This window comes from Gramella sp. KN1008, assembly GCF_004332155.1.
Taxonomy (GTDB): domain Bacteria; phylum Bacteroidota; class Bacteroidia; order Flavobacteriales; family Flavobacteriaceae; genus Christiangramia.
In genome coordinates this window covers 85,781-97,854 of the sequence record NZ_SJDV01000004.1, presented here as the reverse complement: position 1 = coordinate 97,854, position 12,074 = coordinate 85,781, and the positions used below count along the sequence as shown (strand labels likewise).

At 41.6% G+C, this 12,074-nt stretch carries 10 protein-coding genes; 1 reads left to right on the top strand and 9 read right to left on the bottom strand.

The genetic code is table 11. The annotated features are described in order from the left end of the window. Complete coding sequence (locus EZJ28_RS08715) at positions 1-654, top strand: HD domain-containing protein (protein ID WP_131396933.1); 654 nt, start codon at positions 1-3, stop codon at positions 652-654. Here EZJ28_RS08715 and EZJ28_RS08710 read toward each other — a convergent pair. From EZJ28_RS08710 to EZJ28_RS08670, 9 genes are all read right to left on the bottom strand, one after another. Continuing rightward, on the bottom strand, positions 651-1,724 hold the full coding sequence (locus EZJ28_RS08710; RefSeq protein ID WP_131396931.1) for a PA0069 family radical SAM protein: 1,074 nt from the start codon (positions 1,722-1,724) through the stop codon (positions 651-653). The genes EZJ28_RS08715 and EZJ28_RS08710 overlap by 4 nt on opposite strands. Before the next feature lie 94 nt (positions 1,725-1,818). Further along, positions 1,819-2,601, bottom strand: coding sequence for an enoyl-CoA hydratase/isomerase family protein (locus tag EZJ28_RS08705; RefSeq protein WP_131396929.1), 783 nt, complete (start codon positions 2,599-2,601; stop codon positions 1,819-1,821). Between the two features lie 5 nt (positions 2,602-2,606). Further along, positions 2,607-4,061, bottom strand: coding sequence for a PAS domain-containing sensor histidine kinase (locus EZJ28_RS08700; RefSeq protein ID WP_131396927.1), 1,455 nt, complete (start codon positions 4,059-4,061; stop codon positions 2,607-2,609). Positions 4,062-4,102: 41 nt separating this feature from the next. Next, positions 4,103-4,651: a CopD family protein gene (locus EZJ28_RS08695; protein WP_131396925.1), complete on the bottom strand. Its 549-nt coding sequence runs from the start codon at positions 4,649-4,651 to the stop codon at positions 4,103-4,105. Next, on the bottom strand, positions 4,651-7,758 hold the full coding sequence (locus tag EZJ28_RS08690) for a glycosyl hydrolase (protein ID WP_131396923.1): 3,108 nt from the start codon (positions 7,756-7,758) through the stop codon (positions 4,651-4,653). Before EZJ28_RS08690 ends, EZJ28_RS08695 begins: the two co-directional genes overlap by 1 nt. Positions 7,759-7,818: 60 nt before the next feature. Then, a complete protein-coding gene (locus tag EZJ28_RS08685) occupies positions 7,819-9,159 on the bottom strand; it encodes an MATE family efflux transporter (protein WP_131396921.1) in 1,341 nt (446 codons plus the stop codon). Next, positions 9,159-10,193 (bottom strand): ferrochelatase, encoded by a 1,035-nt coding sequence (gene hemH, locus EZJ28_RS08680; protein WP_131396919.1) that lies wholly within the window; start codon positions 10,191-10,193, stop codon positions 9,159-9,161. Before hemH ends, EZJ28_RS08685 begins: the two co-directional genes overlap by 1 nt. A gap of 92 nt (positions 10,194-10,285) precedes the next feature. Next, entirely contained in the window at positions 10,286-10,993 is a 708-nt protein-coding gene (locus tag EZJ28_RS08675) for a ThuA domain-containing protein (RefSeq protein WP_131396917.1), read from the bottom strand. Positions 10,994-11,003: 10 nt separating this feature from the next. After that, complete coding sequence (locus EZJ28_RS08670; protein ID WP_131396915.1) at positions 11,004-11,894, bottom strand: AraC family transcriptional regulator; 891 nt, start codon at positions 11,892-11,894, stop codon at positions 11,004-11,006. Positions 11,895-12,074: the final 180 nt, after the last annotated feature.

Below are 12,074 nucleotides of genomic sequence, written 5' to 3'. Positions count from 1 at the left end.
ATGTCAAAAAGTGCGGTTGTAGAGAACACCATCCATTTTGTAAAAGAAAATCTGAAAAATGCCGAAGGAGGGCACGACTGGTTTCATATCCAAAGAGTACTTAACAATTCGCGGCTCATCGCCAAAGGTGAAAAGTGCGATATGCTGATCGTTGAACTGGGAGCCCTGCTCCATGATATTGCCGATTCAAAATTCCATGCTGGAGATGAAAGCGTGGGTCCGAAAATGGCAGAAGAATTCCTGGGATCACAGGAGGTCTCTGATGAAGTTATACAGCATGTGATACAAATAATAAAAAATATATCTTTTAAAGGCGGAAATGTTGAGCAAAAGTTCTCTTCGATAGAGCTGGATATAGTTCAGGATGCCGACAGGCTGGATGCGCTGGGCGCTATTGGTATCGCCAGAACTTTCAATTACGGAGGATTTAAAGGCCGGGCTCTTTACGATCCGGAAATAGAACCCAATCTCAATATGACCAAAGAGGAATATAAAGCCTCCACTGCTCCTACCATAAATCACTTTTATGAAAAGTTATTGCTGTTAAAAGACAGAATGAATACCGAAACCGGTAGAAGGATCGCAGCCGACAGGCATGCCTTTATGGTTGAGTATCTAAACCAGTTCTACGCGGAATGGAATGGTGAAGCTTAAAAAAGCTTCATCTGGCCATCCTTATATTCTTCATGTAATTTACAGTTAAGCTTAGGCCTTTCCCTGTCTTTCAGATACAAATTCCTTGCTATTTTGAACTGCTGGGCAACCTGTGTTGCAAATTCCCCTTCTCCCTTCATTCTGGTTCCAAACCGGCTATCATTCAAGCTTCCTCCATGCACACTCTCTATTTGATGAAGCACTTTATCTGCCCTGTCTGGCATGGCTTTTCTTATCCAGTCGGTAAAGATCTGGCCAATAGATCCGTTGAGTCTTACAATCGTGTAACCAACCCCAAGTGCTCCCCTTTCTGATATTTCCTTCACCAGAGGCATTATCTCATGAGAGTTTATTGAAGGAATTATAGGCGCCATCATAACGCTTACTGGAATATTTGCAGCAGAAAGTTTTTCTAAGGTGTCAAGCCTTTTTTTAATACTGGCTGTTCGGGGTTCCAGTATCCTCCTTGTTTCTTCCTGCAGTGAGGTAATTGAAAGATTCACATGTACCAGATTATCGGCGGCAAGTTCCTTTAGAATATCAATATCGCGCTGTACCAGGGCATTCTTCGTGATCATTCCCACTGGGTGCCGGTATTTTAGAAAAGTCTGAAGCAGCCTTCTGGTTATCTGAAGCTTTTTCTCTATAGGCTGGTAACAATCGGTATTTCCTGAAAGAACAATGGGAGTCGCTTTCCAGCTTTTACTTTTAAGTTTCTGTTCCAGCAACTCTACAGCATTTCTTTTAACCAGAATCTTTTGTTCAAAATCAAGCCCGGCACTATAGCCCCAGTATTCATGTGAATTCCTTGCATAGCAATAGATACAGCCATGTTCACATCCCTGATAAGGATTCAGTGAATATTCAAGTCCAACATCGGGGCTGGTAACCTTGTTAACAATGGTCCTGGGAAAAGTTTCAATAATTGTGGTTCTGGATTCTGTTGCTTCATCTCCTTCCGCCGCACAATAATTAAGGAAATCATCCCTCATTTCATTGCTATGTTCATTGAAACGGTTCGCTACATTAAGCTGGGCTCCACGACCTTTTATAAATTCTTCAGCAGACATAAAAGCAAAAATATGGAATTTTTCCTTTTTAAAGGATTTATTCCATATTAAAATATATAAAAAGACCGCTATTATTAGCGGTCTCTCATCTGAATTATTTCCCTGGGAAGTCTGCCCTTCGCTTATTTAAAAAAGCAGAGGTTCCCTCTTTAAAATCTTCGGTGCCAAACGAACGACCAAACTCTTGAATTTCGGTCTCAAAACCATTCACCCCAGATTCATAATTGGCATTTATAGCCTTAATTGCCGCACCTATTGCTACCATAGAGTTCTTCATGATCTTATTCGCAATACTTTCAGCAAACTCTAATAACTCATCTGGTTCTACAACATGATTTACCAGGTTATACTGTAAGGCCTGGTTAGCATCTACCATACCAGCGGTCATGATCATTTCCATGGCTCTTCCTTTACCTACTAATTGCGGCAATCTTTGAGTTCCTCCATATCCCGGGATCACCCCAAGGGAAACTTCCGGAAGTCCCATTTTGGCATTATCACTGGCTATTCTGAAGTGAGCTGCCATGGCCAGTTCAAGTCCACCTCCAAGCGCAAAACCATTCACCGCAGCTATCACCGGCTTCGAGAAGTTGGCCACATAACTGAACAGTTTTTCCTGTCCTTCAGCAGCAAGGCGTTTCCCTTCTTTAGGAGAAAAATCGGCAAACTCACTAATATCAGCTCCTGCAACAAAGGCCTTTTCACCGCTTCCTGTCAGGATGATAACCTTAACTTCATCATTAGACCTGGCCTGCTTGAATGCATTATGAAGTTCCTGTATGGTCTCCCTGTTTAGTGCATTTAATTTTTTGGGCCTGTTAACCGTAATGGTTAAAATATTGTCTTCAATCTCTTCTAAAATATTGTTATAACTCATAAGGTTTATTTTGGAAATCTAACATTAAAGATAGTGCCTTTATTTTGTTTTGAAACAAAACTAATTGATCCGCCGTAGGTCTCTACTATATTTTTAACCATAGCCAGGCCCAATCCCATTCCGCTGGATTTGGTGGTGAATTTAGGTTCAAAGACCTTGTCTTTATTCTCATCTAAAATACCTGAACCATTATCTGAAACCGAAACACGCACCAAATCTTCTTCCTCCTCCACCATCACCAATATATGTGGATCTTCCACATCTTTAAGTGCCTGGATCGCATTTTTTACCAGGTTGGTCACCACACGTATCAACTGCGTCCTGTCAAATTTTGCCAGGATTTCATCTTTTTCACATTTGAATTCGATGTATCGCTCATTGAAAATATCAAGAGCAAGTTTCACTATTTTAGGCACGTTAAGGGTCTCATTCTGTTGTGCCGGCATCTTTGCAAAATTAGAAAATGCAGATGCGATAGAGCTCATGGTATCTATCTGATTGATAAGTGTATTGCTGTATTCATCAACCTTTTGCTCAATTTCGGGATCATCCTTATCAAAATTGCGCTGAAAGCTCTGTACGCTTAATCTCATAGGCGTCAAAGGATTCTTGATCTCGTGAGCCACCTGTTTGGCCATTTCTCTCCAGGCCTGCTCCCGCTCGCTTGTGGCCAGTTTCACCGCACTTTCCTCCAGTTCGTCTATCATACTGTTATAAGCTGAAACAAGGGCATAGATCTCTTCCGTGGCATTGGAAAGTTCTATCTTCTGATTCCTTTTGTCCAGCCTCGTCTGATTGATCTTTTCTGAAACGATCTTGAGTGATTTTGTAATATATTTTGAAAGGAAAAATGAAAGTATAATGGCTATGACCAGCATGAATAAATAGACCTCAGCCATCCGCATCAGAAAATTGTTCAGGTCACGATTCAACAGGCTGTCATCCTGGAGATACGGTAAATAAAGTATCGCCAGCGGTTTAAATTTATTATCAGTTATATAAGTATATGCCGACTGGTATTTCTGACCGTTCACTTCGGTTCTGTTCATGTACCTCTTATCGGGAGAGGCTTCCAGCTTCTTTAGGATGCTTTTATCGAGTTTGGTCTCGGTGGTATCTCTAAAGAAAGATTCGTCAGACTTTATGATAAGCTCACCTTCCAGATCATAGATATGAATCTGCATTTCATGAACCTCTGCCATCTCATCTATCTTATCCTTTCCGCTAAAAATAGGTTCAAGATTTTCAGTTTCCACCACATAAGTGGTCTGGTTTAGAACATATTTTATATTCTCAAGGATGGCCTTTTGCTTCCTTTCAAGTCTTTCTTCGTGATAATTTTCGGCTTCCAGCTTATACTGATAGACCGTAACTCCAAATATGAGTATCGAGGCGCCCAGCACCAATAATATCATGGAGATGAAAATACGGGTCCTTAAAGATAATTTAAGCAGTTTCATATAAGCTCACTTGCCTCAATTGTTACAATTATCGCACCATTTCAGGCCTCGGGATTCTTTGCTCTTATTCTCTTATAAAGTCTTATCCCCAGCATAAGTATTGCTGAAAGTAAAAAGATCCCTATCACTCCATAAATCCAGTTGATCGCATCCCTTACTATTACAAGGAAGATCACAGCAAAAAGAATAAGTGTAGAACCCTCGTTCCATATTCTCATTTGGTTGGAGGTCCACTTCACGACATCTTTCTGCAGCTCCTTGAAAATAAAATGACACTTCATATGATAGGCATATAAAAGCACCACAAAAACCAGTTTTACATGCATCCATGGCTGCTGAAGCCATTCCGGGATCATAAATAATAATATGAAAGCAAAGATACTTGCAAGGATGGCCGATGGCCAGGTAATTATGAACCAGAGTCTTTTCGTCATCAGTTTTAGCTGATCACCGATAATTGTCTTTTTGGGTTCTTCTTCCTGAAAGGCCTCTATCTGGTAGACAAATAGCCTGGGAATATAAAAAAGCCCTGCAAACCACGTGATCACGAAGATTAGATGAAGGGCTTTTATATAGTTATAGTATTCCATTATTCTTCTTCAGCTTCAACGAAAAGATAGTTCAGATCCAGTTCATTAAATTGTTCATTAAATTCCTTTACCTCATCAGAAAGCAACCGGTCAAATTTATCCAGTTCGGTATTTATTTTTGCTGTCAGCTCTTCTTTCACCTTAATATCCTGCTCGGTTGGAGGGAAATCATCCATTCCTACCAGGCTGTTCAAATGGGCCAGTTTATTGGTAAGTTTAATTGGGAAATTCAATGGATCCTGACCGCTTCTGTTCTTCGTTTGATAAAGCGCATTCTCAATCTCTGATAGTTGCTCACTTAATGCTTCAGCTTTTTCGATAAGCGGCTCCACTTTTTCATTGCCCTTATATTGTTTCTGAAAGTCCTTTAGCTGGGCTTCTATGTTTCGCATTTTTCGAATGGACTTATGAGCCTTGTCCACCGTATTGTTCACATCAGTAATAAAATCATACTGTTTCTGCATCCCTGCAACATCAACCTCAGCATTCTTATCTGGCAGGATGTTGAAATTTTCGGATAGAACCTCATCCCCTACTTCAAGTACCACCTTATACTCACCCGGAACAGCCTGGGGAGCATCGGTACTTGCCCACCATAATATCATTCCGTCCAGTCGTTCGGCACCTTCACCTCGCATATCCCAGTTATGCATATTTGAACCTTCGGTTACCTCAAGCTTGTTCTTTTCGGCCTCTGAACTAAAACTCTGGATAGTATCATTGGCAGCATTCAGGTAGCTCAGTTTTATCTTTTTGTCCTTTGGATCTGTAACATAGAAATAGGTGGTCACTCCTGAAGGATGATTGGTTCCCGCAGTAAGAGATTCTCTGGAGCGACCATCCATCCTGTATGCATCCTTTGGTTTGAACAAAATATTCGAAGCATCCTTTTCCACCTCGGATAACTGGTGGATTAAGGTAAGATCATCAATTATCCAGAGACTTCTTCCCTGGGTAGCAACTATAAGATTGTTCTCTTTGATCGCAAGGTCTGTGATTGGAACTATTGGGAGATTAAGCTGAAACGGTTTCCAGTTGGCTCCATCATCAAAAGAAATATACATTCCGGTTTCGGTTCCAGCATAAAGTAGATCTTCCTTCTTTGGATCTTCTCTCAATACACGTGTAAAATGTTCAGCCGGGATGCCATCGGTTATCTTCTTCCATGATTTTCCAAAGTCTTCGGTCTTATATAAATAGGGTGTAAAATCTCCCAGTTTATAACGGGTACCGGCTACATAGGCAGTGGCCTCATCAAAGGCTGAAGGCTCAATACTATTGATCATCATCCACTCCGGCATTCCTTTTGGAGTCACATTTTCCCAGCTTTCACCACCATTTCTTGAAACGTGGATAAGCCCGTCATCACTTCCTGTCCATAATATTCCGGGGGTAACTGGGGATTCCGCCGCGGCGAATATTGTACTGTAATATTCAACCGAAGTATTATCCTGTGTAATAGGGCCTCCGGATGACTTTTGTTTTGATTTATCATTTCTAGTAAGATCGGGACTTATTTCTTCCCAGCTTTCTCCTTCATTGGTAGTTACATGTAAATGATTAGAAGCCGTATAAAGCTTATCAGGATCATGCGGTGAGAAGAAAATAGGAAAATTCCACTGGAACCTGTATTTCAGGTTTTCGGCTCCATGTCCCATCGGATTATCTGGCCACACGCTAACACTTCTCACTGTTCCCGTCTCGTGATTATAACGGGTTAAAAAGCCATCATAACTTCCTCCGTACACAATATCAGGGTTTTCCGGGTCTACTGCGATATGAGCGCTCTCACCACCTGCCGTAGGTTCCCAGTCACCTTCATCTATATTTCCTCCTTCGGTACGGTGTTTTATCCTAACGGTAGAGTTATCCTGTTGAGCGGCATATATCCTATAGGGAAAGGCATTGTCTGTAGTCACCCTGTAGAACTGGGCGGTAGGCTGATTGTGATAAGTACTCCAGGTTTCTCCTCCGTCATACGTAACCTGGGCTCCCCCATCATCACCTATTATCATTCGTTCTGGATCCTCGGGTGCTATCCACAAGTCGTGATGATCACCATGCGGCGCATTATGATCGCTAAAGCTTTTTCCGCCATCGGTACTTTTATGATAATCCACATTCAGCACATATACAACATCCTCATCTTTAGAATCGGCATATATTCTTGTATAATACCAGGCTCTTTGGCGTAGTTTCCTCTCATCGTTCATGAGCTTCCAGGTTTCTCCTCCATCATCACTCCTGTAAACACCTCCTTTTTCTTTGTGTTCAACGATCGCCCAGACTCTTTCGCTATTCTTCGGAGAAACGGTAACACCTATAATTCCCAGGGTATCGGTGGGAAAACCTTTATTTTTGGAAATCTCCTTCCAGGTTTCCCCGCTGTCTGTACTTTTCCATAAAGCCGAACCTTCTCCTCCACTACTCAGACTATAAGGAGTACGCTGTACATTCCAGGTGGACGCATACAGTATACGCGGATTATTGGGATCCATTATAAGGTCTACAGCTCCGGACTGGGAATTTGAGAATAGGATCTTTTTCCAGCTCTTTCCTCCATCTGTAGTCTTGTAAACCCCTCTATCCTCTGTGGGTTTATAGATATTACCAAGCACAGCGGCGTAAACAGTGTTGTAATCATCGGGGTGAGTTACAAGTCGTGGTATATGCCGGGTCTTTTCAAGACCGGCCTGCTTCCAGGTCTTGCCTGCATCTACGGTTTTCCATACGCCATACCCGGAAGAAACATTTCCTCTTACCGTTTTTTCTCCACCCCCAACATACATGACGTTTTGATCATTTTTAGCTACTTCTATTGCTCCAATAGAGCCGCCGAAGAATCCGTCAGAAATATTTTCCCAGGTTCTTCCGCCATTCTTTGTTCTCCATACTCCTCCGCCGGCAGCCCCAAAGTAATAAAGGTTTGGTTTTCCCGGTACACCCGTCACCGCCGCACTTCTTCCTCCACGAAAAGGCCCTATAAGTCGGTATTCGAGAGCCTCATAAAGTTTGTTTTCATTATCCTGTGCGTAAGTTTCATTTTGAAATAGACCTGAAGCTATAAGGCAAATGCAAATAGCAGTTTGAAGTAGATATCTGTTCATTAGAAATGGTTTGTTTGAAAGATTTTAAAGATAAGGATTTAAGTGAATTTTCAGAAAGCCTTATTTGAGTGTCTTTACAATTTCCCTATTGAGGAAGTAAGCCGTTACTATCGTGGAGATTATATCGGCCAGCGGAAAGGAGATCCATACACCAATCTCTCCATAATAGATCGGAAGAATGAGTATGAGAGGAATAAAAATAAAACCCTGCCGGGATAAAGTGAGCAAAAAGGCAGGAACAGCCTTTCCTATAGCCTGAAAATAAGCTGCACCTATAAGTTGTATGGTAACTATGGGTATCGCCGAAAACACCCATCGCATTGCCGAAGGTGTTTTTTCTATTATTTCAGTCTTACTGGTAAAAACCTTTACTATGGCAGGAGCAAAGAACATGATGCCGGCAAAAATCACAAGCCCCATTAAGAAGGCATATAATATGGCGGTATTGATACTCTTGCGAACCCGCTCAAATTGCTGAGCTCCATAATTAAAACCTGCGATAGGAAGGAAACCCTGTGTTATTCCTAATACCGGGAACAGGGCGAACATAAGCATCCTTGCTATAATCGCATATACGGTAACTGAATCCTCACCACCAAGATCAAAAAGAATGTTATTCATGAGCAGATAGGTGATACTCACCACGGCCTGTCTCGCCAGGGTTACCAAACCCAGCGCCGACATTTCCTTTAATATAGGAAGGTCCAGACGAAAATGGGAAAAGCGGATCTTCAGTTCAGAATTTTTCGATAAAAAGAACCAGATAATATAAGCCAGGCACAACACATAGGATGTCGTGGTAGCAATGGCGGCTCCCTCCATTCCCATATTAAGGCGATTAATAAGAATATAATCCAGCAAAAGATTCCCAACCGAAGGTATTATCATCGCTATCATCGCGAATCTGGGTTTGCCCTCTGCCCTTATCACACTATTTCCCATCATGGCCAGCGCGAGAAAGGGAACTCCGCATAAGACGATTATATAGTAAATTTTGGCAGGATCAAATATATCTCCCTTTCCTCCAAAGGCAGGTATAAGATCATTAACGAATATCAACCCGGGAATTACAAGAGCACTGGAAAGAAGAATTGTAAGAGTGATCTGGTTACCAAAGGTCTTGAGAGCTTTAGGAGCTTCATCGGCACCAAGGGCACGTGAAATTATGGAGGATCCTCCAATACCGATCGCCATTCCAAGTGCGGCGATAAAGAAGGAAACCGGTAAAACCACATTAATGGCCGCGATGGCGATGGCACCTATCCAGTTCCCAACAAAAATGGTGTCGATAAGCACATTCAGCGACATTACCAGGATCCCTATGGAAGCCGGTACGGCTTGCTGCACCAGTAGTTTTGCTATTGGTTTTTCACCCAGTTCTGCAGACCTGCGGCCGACCATTAAGCTTCAACAGGCTTTTGATGGGCCCATTCATCGATCCATCTTGCCAAAACCTTCACCCAGTCGTCTCTGTCATTCAAACACGGAACTACCGTAAATTGTTTTCCGCCAACTTCATGGAAGATCTCCTCCCCTTCCATAGCTATTTCTTCCAGGGTTTCCAGGCAGTCTGAAACAAAAGCCGGCGTCACAATAGCAAGTTTCTTCATTCCCTGCTTTCCGAATCTTTCAATAGTTCGGTCGGTATATGGCTTTAGCCATGGGTCGAATCCAAGCCTGGATTGAAATGAAACGCTATAAGTATTTGGCTTAAGCCCTAGATATTCAGCGGTTAACCTTGTGGTTTCGAAGCACTGATGACGGTAACAGAACTGATGTGCCGGAGATGGAGACTGGCAACAGGAGCCATCTATCTTACAATGTGAATTGGTTACATCACTCTTTCTTATGTGTCTTTCGGGCACACCGTGATAGGAAAAAAGCAGGTGATCATAATCAACATCCTGGAGACTTTCTTCAATACTATTTCCGAGAGTCCTTATATAATCCGGATGATTGTAGAAAGCCGGAACAGTGGTAAAGTTCATTTCCGGAAAATGTTCTTTTCTTAATTCCTCGGCGAGTACCAGAATAGTCTCGGTGGTGGCCATTGCAAACTGAGGATATAATGGAAAAAGCAATACTTCGTCCACACCTTTATCATGTAGTTCCTGTAAGCCATCTTTAATGCTTGGGCTCCCATAACGCATGGCCAAGGCGATTGGCACAGAGGTATGATCATCGATCTTTGACTGAAGTCTTTCTGAAAGAACTATTAAAGGTGATCCTTCTTCCCACCAGATCTTTTCGTAAGCTTCTGCCGATTTTTTAGGCCTAGTATTAAGAATAATACCTTTCACCAACAAGGTGCGAGCCCAGTAAGGCACGTCTATCACCCGCTCGTCCATAAGGAATTCACCCAGATATCTTTTTACATCTTTAGGATCGGTACTATCCGGAGAACCCAGATTTACCAGCAAAACGCCTTTACTCATAAATTTTTCTTTTTCGGTCCAAAATTAATATTCTGATCAAATATGCCCAGCTATTTCTTATCGGAGTTTTCTATGGCTTAATAATATCAGGTTTACTCATCCAATGCGAATCTAATGCATCTTCTTAAATGTTCAAGAAAATCAGGATCAGAATAAGACTCAGCAGTATGTCCGCCGCCGGTATAAACCGAAATTCCTCCTCCGGTGTAGTTCTGAAACCATGCGATTGGATGATAATCTCCATTTTCTCCTCCTTTATAGGTTTTTTCATCAAGAGACAATAGCACCCTAAGATCAGGCCGGAGGTCTTTATAGTTGTACCATTCGTCTTCCCTTTTCCATTTTTCAGGGAGGTGATCCACGGTGACATGATCGGGCATTATCACATTAACAACGGCAGTCTGCACCCTGGGATGACTTTTGAAATAAGCGCCCACAAGTTTTCCATACCAGGCCCAGTCATACTCCGTGTCTGCCGCAGCATGTATTCCGAAGAAATTCCCGCCATTATCCATATAAGACTGAAATGCCACCTCCTCATCTGTATCCAGGATATCCCCGGTAGTATTCAGAAAAATTACAAGAGCTATCTCTGAAAGATCATTTTCAGTAAAGAACCTACTATCCCTGCTAACCACTGTCTTAAAACCATTTTCATTACCAATTCTCTGGATTGCCTGGATCCCTGCTTCTATGGAAGCATGCCTGTAGCCTTCGGTTTCATGAAAGACAAGCACCTGTTTTTGAGAATGACTTATAAAAGTAAAGCTTAAAAAGACGACTAAAAACATTGTTCTCATAGACCGGAATTTAGTTAACAGACATCGTATATTTCTTCGGAGTAGTTCCGAATTTCTTTTTAAAACCGGCGATAAAATGACTGGCCGTACTATAGCCAAGCTTAAGTCCAACCTCATTCACATTGTATTCACCAGATTCAAGTAATTTTCTTGCATATTCCATCTTATAGTCAAATAAGAAACTATAAACCGAATCCCCATAGATCTCCTTGAAGCCTTCTTTTAATTTTTTCAGACTCAGACCAATTTCATCCGCCAGATCCTGCAGGGACGGAGGCTCGGCCATTCTGGCGATCACAATATCCTTGGCCCGTCTTATCTTATTGATGTTTTCCTCATCGCTCAGAAATGGACACTGTTCAAGGTCGGGATTCTCGGCTTTGTTGAAATACAGACTTAAAAGTTCATAGGCCTTGGCCTTGAAATATATGTTCTTAATACTTGGCGTAAGATTAAAATTCATAATCTGGTTGAGCACCACTGCCATGGAAGGGGAAACAGGTGCCTCTTTATAATATTTCTTATCCCTGTTCTCCTCACTTAGAAAAGTAATATAATTAGCCTCTTCCGAAAAGAGCGCATGAAATTTCTTGATGGAGATCACAAGTGACACGAACCAGGATTCCGGGCGCAAGGATACGTTCAAAGGTAAATTTTGCTGTGGGTTATATAATAGGAGTGAGTTTTCTTCTTCCAGGGGTAATTCGTAAGAGGAATTATTGAAAAGAAATTTACTAAAACCTTTTACATTGAAATGAAATTGAATAAAACTATTATCTATTTCGCGAGACATTAGCCTGGTCTCTTTCGCGTCATTCTGGAACTTCAGAATAAAAAAACCATCTTCTATTTTTATCTCCTCAGAGATACTCACAGCGTTATTTTTTGGGTGTTCATCCATAACTGTAATTTCAAATAATTTAGAACCAGTCTAAACTGATTAACGCGAAATTGGTGCATTCCCTACAAAATTAGGGTATTTTAAGAATTTTATTCTCTTTTTCATGATAATTATCATATATCGACACATTTAGTCCTTCCAGCGTTACTTTTTAAAAGTTGGTTATCTTATTTTTGCCAG

Excerpts from the sequence above, each read along its gene's own strand:
- hemH (WP_131396919.1), bottom strand. The coding sequence starts at position 10,193 with ATGAGTAAAGGCGTTTTGCTGGTAAATCTGGGTTCTCCGGATAGTACC.
- EZJ28_RS08675 (WP_131396917.1), bottom strand. The coding sequence starts at position 10,993 with ATGAGAACAATGTTTTTAGTCGTCTTTTTAAGCTTTACTTTTATAAGT.
- EZJ28_RS08685 (WP_131396921.1), bottom strand. The coding sequence starts at position 9,159 with ATGGTCGGCCGCAGGTCTGCAGAACTGGGTGAAAAACCAATAGCAAAA.
- EZJ28_RS08700 (WP_131396927.1), bottom strand. The coding sequence starts at position 4,061 with ATGAAACTGCTTAAATTATCTTTAAGGACCCGTATTTTCATCTCCATG.
- EZJ28_RS08705 (WP_131396929.1), bottom strand. The coding sequence starts at position 2,601 with ATGAGTTATAACAATATTTTAGAAGAGATTGAAGACAATATTTTAACC.
- EZJ28_RS08695 (WP_131396925.1), bottom strand. The coding sequence starts at position 4,651 with ATGGAATACTATAACTATATAAAAGCCCTTCATCTAATCTTCGTGATC.
- EZJ28_RS08690 (WP_131396923.1), bottom strand. The coding sequence starts at position 7,758 with ATGAACAGATATCTACTTCAAACTGCTATTTGCATTTGCCTTATAGCT.
- EZJ28_RS08670 (WP_131396915.1), bottom strand. The coding sequence starts at position 11,894 with ATGGATGAACACCCAAAAAATAACGCTGTGAGTATCTCTGAGGAGATA.
- EZJ28_RS08715 (WP_131396933.1), top strand. The coding sequence starts at position 1 with ATGTCAAAAAGTGCGGTTGTAGAGAACACCATCCATTTTGTAAAAGAA.
- EZJ28_RS08710 (WP_131396931.1), bottom strand. The coding sequence starts at position 1,724 with ATGTCTGCTGAAGAATTTATAAAAGGTCGTGGAGCCCAGCTTAATGTA.